This window comes from Streptomyces sp. XY006 (assembly GCF_002237655.1).
Lineage (GTDB): Bacteria > Actinomycetota > Actinomycetes > Streptomycetales > Streptomycetaceae > Streptomyces > Streptomyces levis.
Genome location: NZ_NOKT01000051.1, coordinates 1 through 17705, shown reverse-complemented (window position 1 = coordinate 17705; position 17705 = coordinate 1). Strand labels below are relative to the sequence as shown.

At 73.8% G+C, this 17705-nt stretch carries 18 protein-coding genes and 6 tRNA genes; 9 read left to right on the top strand and 15 right to left on the bottom strand.

Annotation, left to right across the window (positions count from 1 at the left end; translation table 11 throughout):
• Positions 1–211: 211 nt before the first annotated feature.
• Positions 212–283 (bottom strand) — tRNA-Val (locus CHR28_RS36035).
• A 77-nt stretch (positions 284–360) separates the two neighbouring features.
• Entirely contained in the window at positions 361–819 is a 459-nt protein-coding gene (locus tag CHR28_RS36030) for a TIGR02611 family protein (RefSeq protein WP_094057941.1), read from the bottom strand.
• A 191-nt stretch (positions 820–1010) separates the two neighbouring features.
• On the opposite strand from CHR28_RS36030, the gene CHR28_RS36025 reads away from it, so the two are divergent.
• Together CHR28_RS36025 and CHR28_RS36020 are read left to right on the top strand one after the other, a co-directional pair.
• Positions 1011–1424: an SsgA family sporulation/cell division regulator gene (locus CHR28_RS36025; RefSeq protein WP_004002642.1), complete on the top strand. Its 414-nt coding sequence runs from the start codon at positions 1011–1013 to the stop codon at positions 1422–1424.
• Positions 1425–1714: 290 nt separating this feature from the next.
• Positions 1715–2275 carry a CGNR zinc finger domain-containing protein gene (locus tag CHR28_RS36020; protein WP_094057940.1) on the top strand — a complete coding sequence of 187 codons (561 nt, stop codon included), beginning with the start codon at positions 1715–1717 and terminating at the stop codon, positions 2273–2275.
• 103 nt (positions 2276–2378) lie between these two features.
• On the opposite strand, the gene CHR28_RS37950 is transcribed toward CHR28_RS36020, so the two are convergent.
• Both CHR28_RS37950 and CHR28_RS36015 read right to left on the bottom strand, forming a co-directional pair.
• Positions 2379–2555 carry a hypothetical protein gene (locus CHR28_RS37950; protein WP_179272684.1) on the bottom strand — a complete coding sequence of 59 codons (177 nt, stop codon included), beginning with the start codon at positions 2553–2555 and terminating at the stop codon, positions 2379–2381.
• A gap of 152 nt (positions 2556–2707) precedes the next feature.
• Positions 2708–3148: a hypothetical protein gene (locus CHR28_RS36015; RefSeq protein WP_094057939.1), complete on the bottom strand. Its 441-nt coding sequence runs from the start codon at positions 3146–3148 to the stop codon at positions 2708–2710.
• Between the two features lie 176 nt (positions 3149–3324).
• On the opposite strand from CHR28_RS36015, the gene CHR28_RS36010 reads away from it, so the two are divergent.
• A complete protein-coding gene (locus CHR28_RS36010) occupies positions 3325–3837 on the top strand; it encodes a DsbA family protein (RefSeq protein ID WP_094057938.1) in 513 nt (170 codons plus the stop codon).
• Between the two features lie 30 nt (positions 3838–3867).
• Here CHR28_RS36010 and CHR28_RS36005 read toward each other — a convergent pair whose 3' ends face one another.
• The 3 genes from CHR28_RS36005 to CHR28_RS35995 are packed head-to-tail and all read right to left on the bottom strand — an operon-like array spanning position 3868 to position 6607.
• Positions 3868–4692, bottom strand: coding sequence for a GNAT family N-acetyltransferase (locus CHR28_RS36005; RefSeq protein ID WP_094057937.1), 825 nt, complete (start codon positions 4690–4692; stop codon positions 3868–3870).
• A 53-nt stretch (positions 4693–4745) separates the two neighbouring features.
• Complete coding sequence (locus CHR28_RS36000) at positions 4746–5567, bottom strand: aminotransferase class IV (protein WP_094057936.1); 822 nt, start codon at positions 5565–5567, stop codon at positions 4746–4748.
• Positions 5564–6607 carry a chorismate-binding protein gene (locus tag CHR28_RS35995; protein ID WP_094057935.1) on the bottom strand — a complete coding sequence of 348 codons (1044 nt, stop codon included), beginning with the start codon at positions 6605–6607 and terminating at the stop codon, positions 5564–5566. The genes CHR28_RS36000 and CHR28_RS35995 overlap by 4 nt, the downstream gene beginning before the upstream one ends.
• Positions 6608–6785: 178 nt before the next feature.
• On the opposite strand from CHR28_RS35995, the gene CHR28_RS35990 reads away from it, so the two are divergent.
• The 5 genes from CHR28_RS35990 (at position 6786) to CHR28_RS35970 (ending at position 7252) form a co-directional block, all read left to right on the top strand.
• A tRNA-Gly gene (locus tag CHR28_RS35990) sits at positions 6786–6858 on the top strand.
• A 36-nt stretch (positions 6859–6894) separates the two neighbouring features.
• Positions 6895–6968 (top strand) — tRNA-Cys (locus CHR28_RS35985).
• A gap of 1 nt (position 6969) precedes the next feature.
• Positions 6970–7041 (top strand) — tRNA-Val (locus tag CHR28_RS35980).
• Positions 7042–7065: 24 nt separating this feature from the next.
• Positions 7066–7137 (top strand) — tRNA-Val (locus CHR28_RS35975).
• A 43-nt stretch (positions 7138–7180) separates the two neighbouring features.
• Positions 7181–7252: transfer RNA gene (locus CHR28_RS35970), tRNA-Val, on the top strand.
• A gap of 59 nt (positions 7253–7311) precedes the next feature.
• On the opposite strand, the gene CHR28_RS35965 is transcribed toward CHR28_RS35970, so the two are convergent.
• The 4 genes from CHR28_RS35965 to CHR28_RS35950 all read right to left on the bottom strand — a co-directional run bounded on the left by CHR28_RS35965 (position 7312) and on the right by CHR28_RS35950 (position 9644).
• Positions 7312–7593 (bottom strand): TFIIB-type zinc ribbon-containing protein, encoded by a 282-nt coding sequence (locus CHR28_RS35965; protein ID WP_094057934.1) that lies wholly within the window; start codon positions 7591–7593, stop codon positions 7312–7314.
• A gap of 79 nt (positions 7594–7672) precedes the next feature.
• On the bottom strand, positions 7673–8617 hold the full coding sequence (locus CHR28_RS35960; RefSeq protein ID WP_256984598.1) for a phosphotransferase family protein: 945 nt from the start codon (positions 8615–8617) through the stop codon (positions 7673–7675).
• 346 nt (positions 8618–8963) lie between these two features.
• Positions 8964–9170, bottom strand: coding sequence for a hypothetical protein (locus tag CHR28_RS35955; RefSeq protein WP_094057932.1), 207 nt, complete (start codon positions 9168–9170; stop codon positions 8964–8966).
• Positions 9171–9404: 234 nt separating this feature from the next.
• Positions 9405–9644 (bottom strand): hypothetical protein, encoded by a 240-nt coding sequence (locus CHR28_RS35950; protein WP_094057931.1) that lies wholly within the window; start codon positions 9642–9644, stop codon positions 9405–9407.
• Positions 9645–9839: 195 nt separating this feature from the next.
• Between CHR28_RS35950 and CHR28_RS35945 the strand changes: the two genes are divergently transcribed.
• Positions 9840–11297, top strand: coding sequence for a serine/threonine-protein kinase (locus CHR28_RS35945; RefSeq protein WP_094057930.1), 1458 nt, complete (start codon positions 9840–9842; stop codon positions 11295–11297).
• Positions 11298–11346: 49 nt separating this feature from the next.
• Here CHR28_RS35945 and CHR28_RS35940 read toward each other — a convergent pair whose 3' ends face one another.
• The 4 genes from CHR28_RS35940 to cobT all read right to left on the bottom strand — a co-directional run bounded on the left by CHR28_RS35940 (position 11347) and on the right by cobT (position 17697).
• A complete protein-coding gene (locus tag CHR28_RS35940; protein ID WP_094057929.1) occupies positions 11347–11739 on the bottom strand; it encodes an NUDIX domain-containing protein in 393 nt (130 codons plus the stop codon).
• A gap of 10 nt (positions 11740–11749) precedes the next feature.
• Entirely contained in the window at positions 11750–12568 is an 819-nt protein-coding gene (locus tag CHR28_RS35935) for a TrmH family RNA methyltransferase (RefSeq protein WP_094057928.1), read from the bottom strand.
• A gap of 64 nt (positions 12569–12632) precedes the next feature.
• The gene (gene cobA / locus CHR28_RS35930; RefSeq protein WP_094057927.1) at positions 12633–13874 is read right to left on the bottom strand and encodes a uroporphyrinogen-III C-methyltransferase; all 1242 of its coding nucleotides are present in this window, start codon (positions 13872–13874) and stop codon (positions 12633–12635) included.
• A 184-nt stretch (positions 13875–14058) separates the two neighbouring features.
• A complete protein-coding gene (gene cobT, locus CHR28_RS35925) occupies positions 14059–17697 on the bottom strand; it encodes a nicotinate-nucleotide--dimethylbenzimidazole phosphoribosyltransferase (RefSeq protein ID WP_094057950.1) in 3639 nt (1212 codons plus the stop codon).
• Positions 17698–17705: the final 8 nt, after the last annotated feature.

The following is a 17705-nucleotide window of genomic DNA, read 5'->3' as shown; positions in this document are numbered from 1 at the left end:
CAGGTCGGTAGCACAGCCGGGGCGGACGGCCGGGTCGGTCGGACGGCCGGGCTGGCCGGGCGGACGAAGGGCCCGCGGCCCACTGCCGTGCTCGCGGCTCGCGGCTCGCGGCGGGCTCGATCGGCGCCGCCCCCGCGCTTATCCGCCAGCCCCTCCCCGCCACAACGACGGCGGCCCACCCGCGTTGTCGCAGGTGGGCCGCCGTTCCGGGTGGGCGATACTGGGTTCGAACCAGTGACCTCTTCGGTGTGAACGAAGCGCTCTCCCACTGAGCTAATCGCCCGGACGCAGGAAGAACATTACCCCATGTCAGGGGGTGCCTGTGACCATCGGCCGGCGCCGGCACCCCCCCGAAGCGGCTCACTGGTTCTTGATCTTCCACGGCATGACGATGCCGAACTTCCACACGTAGATACCGACCAGTACGGCCACGACGATCAGCCCGATGCTCGTCAGGATGATGTTGCGGCGCCGCACCTTGGGGTCGAGAGCGCGCTGTGCCGCCTCGGTGACCTTCCGCTTGGTCCAGCGGAGCACCAGCTGCGCCCACACGAACTCGGTCGCCCAGATCGCCATGCCGCCGAAGATCACGACCCAGCCCGGCCCGGGCAGGGGCAGCATGATGATGCCCGCCACGACGACCGCGAGCCCGATGATGAAGACGCCGACCTGCCAGCTCACATGCAGCAGCCGACGCGCCTTCACGAATTCCGGCGCCCGTGAGCCGAGCCCCCGATGCGGCTCGCCGTGCGCCTCGTTCGTCCCCGTCTCGTTCGATGCCACGGCCACCTCGCCCGGCTCGTCACTCCCCGTATTCATACGGCCAAACACTACCCGAGCGAAACCAGTCACCGGAATGGACGCACGGCGCGAACGATCTCTCGGCCGGAAGAGTTACGTAAAGGCACGCAAAACACTCAGAGGGGTTTACAACGGCACCGTAGGTGGCATGTCGATTTCGCCGACGTGCGAATCCCCGAGCGCACACTGAGCGAAAGGCCCTGGCGCTTATGAACACCACGGTCAGCTGCGAGCTGCACCTGCGCCTCGTTGTGTCGAGCGAGTCCTCCCTGCCTGTCCCCGCAGGCCTGCGGTACGACACGGCCGACCCCTACGCCGTGCACGCCACCTTCCACACCGGAGCCGAGGAAACCGTCGAGTGGGTGTTCGCCCGCGACCTCCTCGCCGAGGGACTTCACCGCCCCACGGGCACCGGCGACGTCCGCGTCTGGCCGTCGCGCAGTCATGGTCAGGGCGTCGTGTGCATCGCCCTGAGCTCTCCGGAGGGCGAGGCCCTGCTGGAGGCCCCGGCGCGGGCTCTGGAGTCCTTCCTGAAGCGCACCGACGCCGCTGTGCCGCCCGGCACGGAACACCGGCACTTCGATCTCGATCAGGAGCTCTCGCACATCCTGGCGGAAAGCTAGGTCGAGGCCCTCACAAAGCCGCCCGGCGCCGTCGACTCGGGGAGACGGCTCGGGCTCGGACAACCGCATACGGGATACACCGGCGCCTGCACCGCGGAGCACGCGGGGCGGCGCCGGTCCGCGTCGCGCCACCCGGACGCTGCCGGGGCCGCCTGGGGAACCATGGCGGCCCCGGCAGCGTTGTATTCGAAGCCATGTACGGGCGTGAGGGCGGTCCGGCGCATGCGGAGCCGTTACCATCGGCCCCCACCGACGGGCGCCTGCCCGACCCCCAGGCCAGGGAGCGAATCGTGCTGATCACCCATGACACCCGGTGCGCCCTCGACACCGTGGTCGATCTGGTGAACACCGCACCGGAGGACGACACGGCAGCCGACGGGCTGGCGGACGTGGCGGCCCTCGTCGATTTCGTGCGAAACCACGAGATCAGCGATGTCGGCGTGCTCTCGGAGTTCGACCTGTCCGCGGTGCGGAAGATCCGCGGCCGGTTCGCCTCCGTCTTCGCGGCCCCCGACGCCCGGTCCGCCGCCGGCCTGATCAACGAACTGGTCGCCGCCGCCGGCACCACCCCCCGGCTCACCGACCACGACGGCTACGACTGGCACGTCCACTACTTCGCGCCCGGCGCGTCCGTCGCGGACCACCTGGCCGCCGACTGCGGCATGGCGCTGGCGTTCTTCGTGGTCGCCGGCGAGCAGGAGCGGCTGCGGCGCTGCGAGGCGCCCGACTGCCGGCGGGCTTTCGTCGACCTGTCCCGCAACCGCTCACGCCGCTACTGCGACAGCCGCACCTGCGGAAACCGGCTGCACGTGGCCGCGTACCGGGCGCGGCGCAAGGAGGCGGCCGGCTGACCGCCGGGCCGCCGGGGGCCGTCTGGGCCGTCCGGGCCGCCGGAGGTACGTCGTCGATGCCGACGCGGTCCCGGCGGGTGACGCCGGGTACCGCGGGTACGGCTCACAGCAGCAGCAGATCGTGCAACGAGGCCATGAGCAGCAGACACCCGATCACCGCAAGGAAGATCATCAGCGGTGGCTGGGAAAGGGCGAAGAGGCAACCACGTGGTTCGTCCCGAGGGGTACGGGGCTCGTCCTGCGGCGGGGCGGGGTCGCTCTGTTCCGTCGTGTCCAGCATCTCGCGGCGATGATGACGCAGTCGCCGTGCCGGACGCGATCGGCGGCCTCGTTCCGTGCGGGAGTGCGCCGATTCCGTGAGGTCCGGTTCGGCTTGTGATCACTTCCGCGCGTCCGCGGACTCACTGTGACGGTTCGGCCACCGCGCGGACGTCAGATGCCGTGCTTCTTGAGGATCGCCTCGATGTCGCTGAAGTCGTCGTCGCCCCGGGGCGCCGCCGCGGGCCGGGCCGCCGGGCGCGCGCCCTGCCCCAGGGAGGGCGCCGAGGCCCCGGGGGCCACCGCGCCGGGACGGTCCGCCGCACGGGCGGCCGCCCTGCGCTCCTTGCGGGTGCCGCCGCGGCGGCGCTCCACCACGCGGGTGGTCGCGAACAGCACCCACGACAGGCCCAGCACGCCGAAGCCGGCCCAGGCCGTCGGGCTGAACGCCGTGTCGGCCAGCCATTCCACGACACCCGTCATGACCAGCCCGATCGGCACGAGCGAGTAGGCCGCGATACGGACCGCCGCGAGGAAACGCTTGCGGTACGCCGTGACGGCCGCGATGCCCAGGCCCGCCGCGGCCACGGCGGAGCAGACGGTCTCGGCAATCATCCGGTCCTCCAGGCGTGGCACGGTCGGGCGGGGGCACTTCGTCCCTTCCATCCTGCACCCGCGGCACCCCGGCGGGCCATGCTGCGGCCGGACATCAGGGACATCTCCGGGTCCCCTCCTCCCCAGGTGCCGGTACGGGGTGCACCCTCCGCCCGCGCTGCTGGAAGACTGTCGGCATGAGCGACTCCTCCCCCGCCCCCGTTCTCGAGATCTGGTGCGACCTGCAGTGCCCGGACTGCCGCACCGCGCTGGACGACCTTCGTGCCCTGCGCGAGCGCTACGGCGACCGTCTCGAAGTACGGCTGCGGCATTTCCCCCTGGAGAAGAACAAGCACGCCTTCGCCGCCGCCCAGGCCGCGGAGGAGGCCTGGGACCAGGGCCGGGGATGGGCGTACGTGGAGGCCGTGCTGGGCCGGGTGGAGGAGCTGGGCCGCAAGGGCGAGCCCTTCCTGGTGGAGGTGGCCCGGGAACTGGGTCTGGACGCCGAGGAGTTCGACACCGCGCTGGTCGACGGCCGGCACATCCTGATCGTGGACGCCGACCAGGCCGAGGGCAAGGCCGTCGGCGTGACCGGCACCCCGACGTACGTCATCGGCGGTGAGCGGCTCGACGGGGGCAAGAGCCAGGAGGGACTGCGCGAGCGGATCGAGGAGATCGCGGACCGGCTGCTGGCCGGCCCCGCGCACTGATCCCCCTCGCCGGCTCCGGCCCCCGGGCCGTCACAGCAGCGGCTTGTACATGGCGTACTGCGTCGTCTCGTAGCCGAGGGACGCGTAGAGGCGCTCGGCCGGGGTGTTGCCGGCGAAGACGTTGAGGCCGAGGGCGCGCCTGCCCTCGGCGATCGTCTGGGCCTCCGCCAGCAGCATCAGCGTGCGGCCGTGCCCCCGGCCCCGGTGGGCGGCGTCGGCCTCGACGTCGAAGACGAAGGCGTCGTTCTCCCGGACCGCGAGCCACAGCGTGCCCACCGGTGTCCCCAGGTGTTCGACGACGCTGATGAGCATGCCGGGGGTGGCGAGGCCGTCGGGCAGCAGCGTGGCGTGGTCGCGCTCCGACTTGGCCCGGGCCTCGGCCTCCGGCACGCCCCGGTCGATCCAGCTGCGGGCGTAGTGTTCCTTGCCCTGCTCCAGCCAGGGGCCGAACTCCGCCTCGGTCATGGGCCGGGCCCGGCTGCCGGACGGCAGCTCGGGCGGGGTCTCGCCGAGCCGCTTCTCCATGCCGCGGTTGCGTACGACGTAGCCGAGCGCCGTGGCGAAGCGCAGCGCGGGCCCGGCGTCCCCGGGGACCATGGCCTCGATCCGGCGGCACCCCCAGCCGCGGGCCACCTCCTCCGCGGCGAGCGCGGCCACCGTGCCCCGGCCGCGCCCGCGGTCCGGTTCCTCGATGCGCAGTTCCATGATCCGGGCCACCGCGTCGCCGAACACGGGGTGCGTGCCGAGGTGTATCGCCCCTACGGGACGGCCGTTCACGCACACCTGGTAGCGGCGCGAGCGCGTCCCGTCGGCGTTCTGCTGAAGCGGCTCGGTCGGCCGCAGGGTCGTGGTCATCAGGGGTGTTCTACCCGGATCCACGGCCCGGTTCAGCTCAATAAACGCGCGGGTCAGGGGTCGAGGTCGTCCCCGGAGCGCTCCTCGAAGATCCGCATGGCCTTGGCGGTCACCGGCCCGGGCGCGCCCGGCAGCTCACGGCCGTCGACCCGGTGCACGGCCTGCACGTCCCGCAGCGTGGACGTCAGGAAGATCTCGTCGGCACGCTCCAGGACGTCCAGCGGCAGGTCGGTCTCCTCCGCTCCGGTCCATTCGACGGTGAGCTCGCGCGTGATGCCCGCGAGGCAGCCGGAGGCGAGCGGCGGGGTGTGGATCTCGCCGTCGAGGACGACGAAGACGTTCGACCCGGTGCCCTCGCAGAGCTGTCCGACCGTGTTGCCGAACAGGGCCTCGGAGGCGCCCTGTTCACGGGCGCGGGCCAGGGCGACGACGTTCTCGGCGTACGAGGTGGTCTTCAGGCCGGTGAGGGCGCCGCGTTCGTTGCGGGTCCAGGGGACCGTGATCACCGCGGTGGAGTCGGGGCGGCGGGTCGTCTCGCCGACGGCGACGACGAGGGTCGGGCCGTGGTCGCCGCGGTCGGAGCCGAGCGGGCCGTGGCCGCCGGTGTAGGTGATGCGGAGGCGGCCGAGCGGCACGGGGTTGGCCTCCAGGACGGCGGCGCAGGCGCGGCGTACCTCGTCGTGGTCCGGGTCGGGCAGGCCGAGGCCGCGCGCGGACCGGGTGAGCCGGTCGAGATGGCGGGTGAGCGCGAACGTCCGGCCGTCCACGGCCTTCACCGTCTCGAAGATGCCGTCGCCCACGGTCAGTCCGTGGTCGAAGACGGAGACGCGGGCGGACTCGATGTCCTGCAGTCCGCCGTCGAGCCAGATCTTCACGTCAGGTCCTCTCCACTCACCTCGTACGTGCCCGACGCTATCGCGAGCAGCCGGGCCGCCTTCAGCTCGGTCTCCCGCCACTCCCCCTCGGGGTCGGATCCCCAGGTGATGCCGGCGCCGGTGCCGAAGCGCAGCATGCCCGGGTCCCGGTCGATCCAGAAGGTCCGGATGCCGACGGCCAGCTCACCGGTCCGCCGGTCGGCGTCGACCCAGCCGATGCCGCCGCAGTACGGGCCGCGGGGCACCGTTTCCAGCGCGTCGATGATCCGCAGGGCGCTGGACTTGGGCGCGCCGGTGACCGAGCCGGGCGGAAAGGCGGCGCCGAGCAGCTCGGCCCAGCCGGTCCCGTCCTCCAGCTCACCGCGGACCGTCGACACGAGGTGGACCAGGCCCGGGTGCTTCTCGACGGCGCACAGGTCGGGCACGGTCACGCTGCCCGTGGCGCAGACCCGGCCGATGTCGTTGCGGACGAGGTCCACGATCATCACGTTCTCGGCGTAGTCCTTCTCCAGCAGATCCGCCTCGATCCGGCCGGTGCCCTTGATCGGGCCGGACTCGACGACCCGGCCCTCGCGGCGCAGGAACAGCTCGGGGGACGCGGTGGCGATCTCCACGCCGTGCCGGGGCAGACGGATCGTTCCTGCGTAGGGGGCCGGGTTGCCGCGGGCCAGCAGTGCGGTGAGGGCGTCGACATCGGCGCCGGGCGCGACCGGCGCAGACAGCACGCGGCACAGGTTCGCCTGGTAGACCTCGCCGGCCGCGATGTGCGCGCGGATGCGCCGGACCGCGGCCGTGTACGCGGCGCGGTCGAGCGAGGACGTCCAGTCACCCGCCGCGGGTGCGCGCCAGGCGTCCGGCACGGGCGCGGGCACCTCGGCCCTGCGCACCTGGGCGAAGCGGGCGCAGGTCAGACGGCCCTCGAAGTCGGCGCAGACGGCCCAGAAACCACTGGATTCCAGGGCTTCGGGGTCGTCGGTGACGTCGAGGAGCCCGGTGGCGACACGGTCGCCGAAGCGGGCGAGGGGCGGGAGGTCGAGCACGCAGTCGAGTCTATGGCGGGCGTCCGGCGGCTGGCCGGGGGATCTCCCCTCAGGGGCGGAGCCGACGCCCCTGAGCAGGGCAAGCGCAGCACGCTGCGCAAACGCGTTTTTGTACTGGCAGCGGAATCCGCTAGAGTTCAACTCGTCGCCGGGCCGCGAGAGCGGACCGAAACGACAAGCGGACGTAGCTCAGTTGGTAGAGCGCAACCTTGCCAAGGTTGAGGTCGCGAGTTCGAGCCTCGTCGTCCGCTCGCAGGAACAGGGGGCTCCCGGCCCCCTACACTCCTGGTGGAGTGGCCGAGAGGCGAGGCAACGGCCTGCAAAGCCGTCTACACGGGTTCAAATCCCGTCTCCACCTCCAAGGACGATTAGCTCAGCGGGAGAGCGCTTCCCTGACACGGAAGAGGTCACTGGTTCAATCCCAGTATCGTCCACTGGATCTTCTCGAAGATCCACCCGCGCGATTAGCTCAGCGGGAGAGCGCTTCCCTGACACGGAAGAGGTCACTGGTTCAATCCCAGTATCGCGCACGCAGTGCCCATGATCCGCTGCAGTCGGTGGTCATGGTCCCGAGGACGATTAGCTCAGCGGGAGAGCGCTTCCCTGACACGGAAGAGGTCACTGGTTCAATCCCAGTATCGTCCACATCACACCGGAGCCCCCGGCCGTTCGACGGCCGGGGGCTCTGTCGTGCCGCCGCTCGCTCAGGACGAGAACAGCATGTGCCCGAAGCTCTTGTTGCGGTGGTGGCCGTGGTGACCGTGGCCGCCGTGCGGGGCGCCCCAGGCGGGGGCCGGAGGGGCCGGGTAGGCCTGCGGCGCGGGCGGGGGCGGCGGGGCCGGCTGGGACCACTGGGCCTCCAGACGGGTCAGCGACTCCAGCTCGCCGTAGTCGAGGAAGATCCCTCGGCAGCCGCTGCACTGCTCTATCTGGACACCGTTGCGGTTGTACGTGTGCATCGGAGCTCGGCACTTCGGACACTGCATGGTCGTTCAACTCCTCGCCGGTCGGTCCTGCTTCGCGTCTCGCCAGGACAGACTCTGTCCGGCTGTGGTCGGTTGCACCCTACTTCGCGTGGTCCTGCGGCAACTGCGGCGGGAGGGCGGCCATCCGGTCGCAGGCGTCCAGGACCGCCTGCTCCACCTCGTCCAGGGCTCGGCCGGCCGCGAGCGCCTTGGCGACGGCCCGGGCCGCGGTCTGCACGGTGAGGGCGCGGGCCGGCACGTCCAGGGCGGGCCAGGGGTCGCCGTCGGCGGGCACCGCCGGGCCGCCGGCCTCGCGGTAGGCGGCGAGGAACCGGGTCCATTCGGTGGGCGGGAGCAGGCCGGAGGCGTACCAGGCGGCGGGGCGGGCGAGATCCCAGGCCGGGACGCCGACCCCGAGGTCGTCCACGTCGATCAGCCGCCAGGGGCCGCCGGGGGCGGGGTGGCGTACGAGCTGGCCGAGGTGGAGGTCGCCGTGGCAGAGGGTGGTGGTGTCCGGCATGGGGGCCTCTGCGCGGGCCCAGGCGGGGAGGGTGTCCCAGGCGCGCAGGACGGGGGCGGCCGCGGGGCGCGCGGCCGCCATCTCGCGGAGCCGGGCGATGGCGAGGGCCGCCTTCACGGGGCCGCGCATGGGCGGCAGGCCCTCGGGCGCGGGGGTGCGGTGGAGGCGGGCGAGGAGCCCGGCGGCGGCTTCCCAGGGGGCGGCGTCCGGGTCGTCGGGGTCCACGGGGGTGCCGTAGGGCCAGAGCGTGACGAGGCGACCGTGCAGATCGAGGGGGGCCGGGGTGAGCGGGGGCAGGAGAACGCCGGGGTGGTGCGCGGCGACGGCGAGACGTCCGGCCAGCTCGGTGGGGCCGGTGCCCGGCGGGTGAGCCTTGGCGACAGTGTCGCCGTGACGCACGACGGTGCCGTCGGGCCGGTCCGCGAGGGTGGCCGTGCCGCAGGGGCAGGACGCCGGGCGAGCATGCGCAGCGACCCGGGCCCGGGCGGCGAGGGCGGGTATGAGCGGGTCGGGGGCGGCTGTCACGGGGTGAGGGTACGCCGGGGGCGGGGCGGGGGTTCGGGTGCCAGGGGCGCACGTTCTGGGGCCGGACGTTCCGGATGCCGGGGCCATAAGTGCCGGGTGCCGGGGGGCCGGCCGTTCCGGGTGCCGGGGCCGTGAGTTCCGAGGCCGGGCGTTCCGGATGTCGGGGCCGTGCCGACGAGGCTGCACCGGCGGGGTCGGTCGGGCACACGGTCCGGAGGGAAAAGCAATGCCGGCGCAGCTCCCCAGCTGCGCCGGCATTTGTGCCGTCCGCCGCACCCCCGTCCCCACGGGGTTTCATGGGTGGATGTCCCCGCCCGGACCGCTCTTCCGGGCCTGGGGTCGCCGCTCAGCGCCCCAGCATCTCTCCCACGGACGACGCCTGTGTGGCCACTGTCTCCCACCCGTCGAAGACGAGGAGGAGCAGGACCGCCAGGGGAAGGGCCATCAGCGTCGCCACCACGGGGTGGCGGCGGCCCTGGCGGCGCGGGAACGCGGCGGCGTACACCTTGCGTCCCTCCTCGCGGAGCAGTGTCCGCGGTGCCGTGTGGGCCATGGTCCCTCTCCTGACCTCGCTCTGTTGTCCTTGGCAGCGGCGGGTGTCTGACCTCGGGGGACGAGTGCTGCACCCGCCGCTTGACCTCAAATCTAGGCGCGCGGCCCGCCACGGGCGTCATGCCCTCGTACCGATTGCCGGGCCTCCCGGAGGATGAGCCGTCCTCCGCGATGTACTCCCCTGGGTGGAGACGCTGGTCCCGGTCTCAGGGTCTTCCCCGACGGGACGCCCGGATCATCCCGCTTTCTCCGAGCCCTCCTCCCGCGGAACCGGCTGTTCCACCAGCGCCAGCACCCGGTTCGCCATGAACCGCGCCGTACGTACGACTGTCCCGCTACGCGTGACTTCGCTCACTTCCACGACACCTCGGCGCACCGCCGTCTCCACCCTGCGCCCGGCCCGGCTCGCCACCACCTCGTACGTGCGCGTCGTGTCCCCCGCGTCCACGACTATCTCCACGCGATCACCCTTCACAGGACCAATCCCCCTTCTGCGACGGGTGGTTGGGATCACCAACGGCGCGAAGTCCGCCTCCCCGCGCCCTCCCTGACCACCTTTCAAGTCTCCCACCCACCACTGACAATCCATCACTCCGAGAGGGCGCGGCCTCTGCGCGCGGGCGGCCGTGGAAACGTAAGCTGTGGCTCGTCACAGGACCGGGCAGCGGGGATGAACATGGCGATGATGCGCCTGAGGCGCGAGGACCCGCGCGTCGTCGGCTCGTTCAAGCTTCACAGACGGCTGGGCGCGGGCGGGATGGGCGTGGTCTACCTGGGCTCCGACAAGAAGGGGCAGCGGGTCGCGCTGAAGGTCATCCGGCCGGATCTGGCGGAGGACCAGGAGTTCCGCTCGCGGTTCGCCCGTGAGGTCTCGGCCGCCCGCCGGATCCGCGGCGGGTGCACGGCCCGGCTGGTGGCCGCCGACCTGGACGCGGACCGGCCCTGGTTCGCCACCCAGTACGTGCCCGGCCCCTCCCTGCACGACAAGGTCGCCGCCGAGGGGCCGCTCGGCGCTGCCGACGTCGCCGCCGTCGGGGCCGCCCTGTCGGAGGGCCTGGTCGCGGTGCACGAGGCCGGGGTCGTGCACCGGGATCTCAAGCCGTCCAACATCCTGCTGTCCCCGAAGGGGCCGCGGATCATCGACTTCGGCATCGCCTGGGCGACCGGCGCCTCGACGCTGACCCACGTGGGCACGGCCGTAGGCTCGCCGGGCTTCCTGGCACCGGAGCAGGTGCGCGGGGCCGCCGTCACACCGGCCACGGACGTGTTCTCGCTCGGCGCCACCCTCGCCTACTGCTCGATGGGCGACTCGCCCTTCGGGCACGGCAGTTCCGAGGTGATGCTGTACCGCGTGGTGCACGAGGAACCGCAGCTGCACGGCGTGCCCGACGCGCTGGCCCCGCTGGTCCGGGCGTGCCTGGCGAAGGACCCCGAGGAGCGGCCCAGCACGCTCCAACTGTCGCTGCGGCTCAAGGAGATCGCGGCCCGCGAGTCCCAGGACCTCGCCGGTGTACGGCCGCCCGCGCCGCGCGGCGGCGAGTCCGACCGGCCCGTCGACACCTATCCCGACCGCGCCCGGGGCCGGCAGGGCCTGGGGACGTCCGGGGGGCAGCGGGGCCGGGGCACTCCCCCGCCGCGCGGATCCGCCCCGGGCCGGGACGGTGCCGTCGCACCGGACGGCGGCCCGGCGTCCCAGGGCGGAACCGGCGCGCGGGGCACGTCCCGGCCCTCCGGCACCGGCAACCGGCCGTCGGGCGGTGGTCAGCGGAGCCGGAGCCCGCTGCGCGGGGGCGGCGCCGCGCGCGGCGGCACACCGTCGCGCTCGGGTTCCCGGCCGACACCGACCGGGCGCAACGGGACGCGGCCGGGCAGCGGCAGCCGGCCCGCGCCGCACAGCGGCACCGGGCGCCCGGCGTCCAGGAACACGGGGACGGGGCTGCGGCCCGCCAATCCGCGGCTGCTGCGCCAGCGGCTCTTCGTGTTCGTCGTGGTCACGCTGCTGGTCGCGGTCGGCATCGCGCTGGTGCAGGGCTGCCAGGGCCCGGCGCGCGGACTCGGCGACGACGGGGCCGGCGTACGGCAGGAGCAGACGCAGCCGGATTCCGGGCCGGGCGGGTACGGACCCTGACGCCCGCGCCCGGGGCCGTCACCGTCCCGGGCGCCCGCGCCCAAGGCGGTCACCGTCCCGGCAGGATCCGCTCGAAGAACTCGCGGTCGCCGTCGAAGACCGGGTCCAGGGCCAGGAACTCCTCGGGGGTGACCCAGCGGGTCTCGGCGACCTCGTCCGGGTCCGGGACCACCTCTCCCGCGTCCGCGCGGGCGGTCCACCAGTGGAGGCGGAAGCGGCCGTCGTCGGTCTCCGACTCCCAGATCTTCGCCTCCGGTACGACGGTGAGGCCGACCTCCTCGCGGACCTCCCGGACGACCGCCTGCTCCTGGGTCTCGCCCGGTTCGACCTTGCCGCTGAGCGGCTGCCAGTAGCCGGGGCTCGCGACGCCCGGCCCGCGCCGGATCGCGAGCAGGCGCCCGCCGCGCAGGAGGACGGCGACGACGGCGTCGCGCTGCTCCACCGGCACGGTCCTAGACCCGGGCGCGGCCGGTGGCCACCGCGTAGAAGGCGACGGCGGCCGCCGCGCCCACGTTGAGGGAGTCCACGCCGTGGGACATGGGGATGCGGACCCACTCGTCGGCGGCGACCAGGGCCTGCGTGGACAGTCCGTCGCCCTCGGCACCGAGCATGAGGGCCACGCGGTCCATGGTGTGCGGGGCGGCCTCGTCGAGCGACCTGGCCTTCTCGTCCGGGGTCAGGGCGAGGAGCGTGAAGCCCGCCTCGCGGACCGAGTCCAGGCCCTTGGGCCAGGTGTCGAGCCGGGCGTACGGCACGGAGAAGACGGCGCCCATGGAGACCTTCACGCTACGGCGGTACAGCGGGTCGGCGCAGTCCGGGGAGAGCAGGACCGCGTCCATGCCGAGGGCGGCGGCGGAGCGGAAGATCGCGCCGATGTTGGTGTGGTCGTTGACCGACTCCATGACGACGACGCGGCGGGCGGTGCGCAGCAGGCCGGCGGCCGTGGGCAGGGGCTTGCGCTGCATGGAGGCCAGGGCGCCGCGGTGCACGTGGTAGCCGGTGACCTGCTCGGCGAGCTCGGGGCTGACGGCGTAGACGGGGGCGGGGAGTTCGTCGATGACGTCGCGCATGACGTCGACCCACTTGGCCGAGAGCAGCATGGACCGCATCTCGTAGCCCGCCTCCTTGGCCCTTCTGATGACCTTCTCGCCCTCGGCGATGAACAGGCCCTCGGCGGGTTCGCGCTTGCGGCGCAACTCCACGTCGGTCAGGCCGGTGTAGTCGCGCAGGCGCGGGTCGTCGGGATCCTCGACGGTGATGAGATCGGCCACAGGGTGATACTGCCTTGTCCTGGGTGCGGTGCCAACGGCTCGGTACGGGTTGTGTTACCCGGGGTTACTTACGGGGTGCGGCGGGCTTCGGGCCGACGTTCACGACCTCGCCGATGACGATGACCGCCGGGGGCTTCACGTCCTCGGTCCGCACGGTCTCCCCGACGGTGGCCAGGGTGGCGTCGACGCGACGCTGGCCGGCCGTGGTGCCCTCCTGGATCAGGGCGACGGGCGCGTCGGGGGACCTGCCGTGGGCGATGAGCGTCTCGGCGACCTTCCCGATCGTGCCGACGCCCATGAGGATCACCAGCGTGCCGGTCAGCTTGGCGAGGGAGGGCCAGTCGACCAGGGAGCGCTCGTCGTCGGGGGCGATGTGGCCGCTGACGACCGTGAACTCGTGGGCGACGCCCCGGTGGGTGACCGGGATGCCGGCGGCGCCCGGGACCGAGATGGAGCTGGAGATCCCGGGCACGACCGTGCACGGGATGCCGGCCTCGGCCAGGGCCTGGACCTCCTCCATGCCGCGTCCGTAGACGAAGGGGTCGCCGCCCTTCAGCCGCACGACGGACTTGCCCTGCCTGGCGTACTCGATCAGGGCCTCGTTGATGGCCTCCTGGGCCATGAACCTGCCGTAGGGGAGCTTCGCCGCGTCGATGACCTCGACGTTCGGGGAGAGCTCGGCGAGCAGGTCGCGCGGTCCGAGGTGGTCGGTGATGACCACGTCGGCCTCGCCGAGCAGGCGGCGGCCGCGCACGGTGATCAGGTCCGGATCGCCGGGGCCGCCGCCGACCAGGGCGACTCCGGGCGTGCGGGTGCGGTGGTGCGGGGCGACCAGCGTGCCGTCGCGCAGTCCTTCGACGACCGCGTCGCGGATGGCGGCGGTGTGGCGGGGGTCGCGGCCGCGCGCGTCGGTGGTGAGGACGGCGACCGTGACGCCCTCGCTGTGACCGGTGGCCGGGGTCCAGGCCGTGGCCTGGTCGGCGTCGTCGGACCGGACGCACCAGACGCGGTGCCGCTCCGCCTCGGCCGAGGCCCGGGTGTTGGCGTCCGCGTCGCTGGTGGCGATCAGCGCGTACCAGGCGTCCGCGAGGTCGCCCTCCTGATAGGGGCGCTCGAGCCAGGTGATCTCGCCGGCATCCGCCATCGCCTCGACCGAGGGCGTGGCCTGCGGGGACACGAGGAGGACGTCCGCGCCGGCGGCGACGAGCGCCGGGAGGCGGCGCTGGGCGACCTGGCCGCCGCCGAGGACGACCACGCGGCGGCCGGTGAGGCGGAGGCCTACGGGGTAGGCGGGGTGTTCGGCCATGAGGGTGCGGCTCCTGTAGACAGCGGTGCGGTAGCCCTGACGTGCGGATTTTAATGGGCGGGCGGAAGGGCGGCCCGGGTGGTCCAGTGGCTGGGCACGCCGGCCGCGCGGCCGGACATGATCCGTGCCCATCCGCTCCGCCGCGCGGAACGGATGGGCACGGATCCCGGGGGCCGCGAGGGCCCTACTTCTCGGTCACGCCCGCCGAGTCGAACGTCGCCACCTCGTGCATCGCCCGGGCCGTGCTCTGCACCAGGGGCAGGGCCAGCAGGGCGCCCGTGCCCTCGCCCAGGCGCAGGTCGAGGTCGACCAGGGGACGCAGGCCCAGCTTGTTGAGGGCCGCCACGTGGCCCGGCTCGGCGCTGCGGTGGCCCGCGATGCAGGCGGCCAGGACCTCCGGGGCGATCGCCCGGGCGACCAGGGCGGCTGCACCGGCGCTGACGCCGTCCAGGATCACCGGCGTGCGCAGGGACGCGCCGCCGAGGAGGAGACCGACGATGGCGGCGTGCTCGAAGCCGCCGATCGCGGCGAGCACGCCGATCGGGTCCGCCGGGTCCGGCTGGTGGAGTTCCAGGGCGCGGCGGACGACCTCGGTCTTGCGGGCGAGCGTCTCGTCGTTGATGCCGGTGCCGCGGCCGGTGACCTCGGCCGGGTCCGCGCCCGTGAAGACGGAGATCAGGGCGGCGGACGCGGTGGTGTTTCCGATGCCCATCTCACCGGTGAGCAGTGCCTTGTTGCCGGCGGCGACCAGGTCGCGGGCCGTCTCGATGCCCACCTCGATGGCCTGCCTGGCCTCCTCGCGGGTCATCGCCGGGCCGGTCGTCATGTCGGACGTGCCGCCCCGGATCTTGCGGGGCAGCAGGCCCGGCGTGGCCGGGAGGTCGGCGGCGACACCGACGTCGACGATGCACACCTCGGCGCCGACCTGGGTGGCGAAGGCGTTGCAGACGGCGCCGCCGCCGAGGAAGTTGGCCACCATCTGGGCCGTGACCTCCTGCGGCCAGGGGGTCACGCCCTGGGCGTGGACACCGTGGTCGCCGGCGAAGATCGCGACGGCCGCGGGCTCCGGGATGGGCGGCGGGCACTGGCGGGACAGACCGGACAGCTGGGCGGAGATGATCTCCAGCATGCCCAGCGCGCCGGCCGGCTTGGTCATGCGCTTCTGGCGCTCCCACGCCTCGCCGAGCGCCTTGGCGTCCAGCGGGCGGATCTGCGCGACGGTCTCGGCGAGCAGGTCGTGCGGTTCCTCTCCGGGCAGTGCGCGTCGGCCGTACGTCTCCTCGTGCACGACCCACGACAGCGGGCGGCGCTTGGACCAGCCCGCCTGCAGCAGCTCGGGCTCGTCCGGGAACTCGTCGACGTAACCGACGCACAGATAGGCGATGACCTCGAGGTGCTCGGGCAGGCCGAGGGCGCGCACCATCTCGCGCTCGTCGAAGAAGCTGACCCAGCCGACGCCGAGGCCTTCGGCGCGGGCGGCGAGCCAGAGATTCTCCACGGCCAGGGCGGCCGAGTACGGGGCCATCTGGGGTTGGGTGTGGCGGCCGAGGGTGTGGCGGCCGCCGCGGGTCGGGTCGGCGGTGACGACGATGTTCACCGGCGTGTCGAGGATGGCCTCGATCTTCAGTTCCTTGAACTGCTTGGCCCGGCCCTTGGGGAGGGACTTCGCGTACGCGTCGCGCTGGCGCATGGCCAGTTCGTGCATCGCGCGCCGTGTGTCCGCGGAGCGGATGACGACGAAGTCCCAGGGCTGCGAGTGGCCTACGGAGGGCGCGTGGTGGGCGGCCTCCAGGACACGGAGCAGCACCTCGTGCGGGATGGGGTCGCTGCGGAAGCCGTTGCGGATGTCGCGGCGTTCGCGCATGACCTTCAGGACGGCCTCGCGCTCGGCGGGGTCGTAGGGGGGTGCGGCCGGGCCACTGGACTCTCGTGCCTCTGTCACTGCGGGGGCGCCCTCTCCCTCTGAACGTTCCTGGTCCGCCAGGTCTTCCTGTTCGGCGGCCCGGGTGTCCAGGTCGTCGGCGTTCTGCGCGAGTGCGGCGTCGCCGTCGCGGGGTGCGGGGACGAGGGCGACGGGTTCCGCCGCCCCGGGCTGCCCGGGCTGGGACTGCTGCGGGCCCTGGACGGGCTGACCGGGCTGACCGGCCTGGCCGACTTGACCGGACTGCTCGTCTGCGGGCGGGGCGGCGGGGAGGACGACGGTGACGTCCTCGGGGGCCGGGGCTTCGGCTGCGGGGGACGGGGCTTCGGCTGCGGGGGCCGGGGTGGCCGTGGGCTCGGCTGCCTCGGCGGATTGCTCGGCTTCGGCGGCTTGCTCGGCTTCCGTGACCGGGGCGGCCGGGGCGACGGGGGCCTCGGGGGCGGGAGTGGCGATCTGAGGAGCTGTCATGTCGGGCTGGGGTGCGGCCGTCTCGGTGTGGGCCGGCTGGGCGTGCTGCGCCGGGGGCTGCGCGCCGGTGCCGTCGACGGCGGCGACCGGTTCCTGCGCGGCGGCTTCGGCGGGGGACGCGGCCGGGGTGGGTGCCGGAGCCTCGGGAGCGTCCGGGATCGCCGGGGCTGCCGGGACTGCCGTCGCGGACTCGGGGGTGTCGGGGGTCGCGGAGGGTTCCGGGGTCATCGGTTCGGGCACCTGGGCGGCAGCCGCCGCACCGTCGGCCGGTTCCTCGGCAACGGCCTCCGGAGACGCCACGTCGGGCTGCTCGGGGCCGGTGGCGGCGTCGGGGAAGGGGATCGCTTCAGGGGCCGCCGCGGGTTCCGTGGCAGCGGCGGGCAGCGCGCCCGGCTCGGGAGCAGCGGCAGCGGGACCCTGCGCGGGTGCCTCGGCGGGGACCGGCTGGGCCGTCTCCGGTACGACGGGAGCGGGCTCCGCCTCGACGGGCACGCCCGGCGCGGGCACGGCCTGCGCGGCTGCGGCCTGCTCGGCGGCGGCCTGCGCGGCCTCGGCACCGGCGACTTGGAGGGCTTCCAATGCCGTAGGAGCGGGGACAGAGGCGACCACCGCGTCCTGCATGGGGCTCTGGGCGGCATCCGGGCCGGCGCCCTCCGCCGGAGCGGCAACCGCCGCGTCCTGCACGGCGGCAGGCTCGGCCCCGGCCACCTGCTCCGCGTCCGGGCCAACGCCCGCGGCGGGAGCGGCAGTCGGCGCGTCCTGCGCGTCTGCGACCTGGACCGGCTCCGTGGGCACGGCGGCGGAGTCACCCGCGACCTCCGTGCCCTGGGGTGCCTCGGGACCGGCGGCCTGCCCCGGCTCCGGGCTGACGGGCAGACCCGTGCCCGCCGCGAGCTGCTCGGTCTCGGCGGCAGCCGTCTCACCGCCCGGGCCACCGGCCGCGGCCGGTTCCTCAGCCGGCGTCGCGGCCATCGTCTGCTCGGGCACCATCTGCACGGCTCCCGCGGCCTGCGCGGGAACGCCGGACCCGGCCTCGGCAGCCACCTGCGCCGCCACCGGCTGCTGAGCCTCGGCGCCCTGCGCCGTTGCCTGCTGAGCCTCCACCACCTGCGCGGCAGCCGCGACCCCGGCCTCCGCGACCTGCACGGCCTCCACCGGCCCGGCTCCCGCGGCCTGCGCGGAAACAGCGGGCCCGGCCTCGGCAGCCACCTGCGCCGCCACCGGCTGCTGAGCCTCGGATCCCTGCGCCGTCACCGACTGCTGAACCTCGGCCCCCTGTGCCGCCACCGCCTGCTGAGCCTCCGCCACCTGCCCGGCAGCCGCGAGCCCCGCCTCCGCGGCCTGTGCCGCAGCGGCGGCCGGTGCCGCTTCGGGCGCCTGCGCGACCTGCGCCGCAGCGGCCGGGGCCGCCTCGGGCACCTGCGCGTGCGCCACCGGGCCGG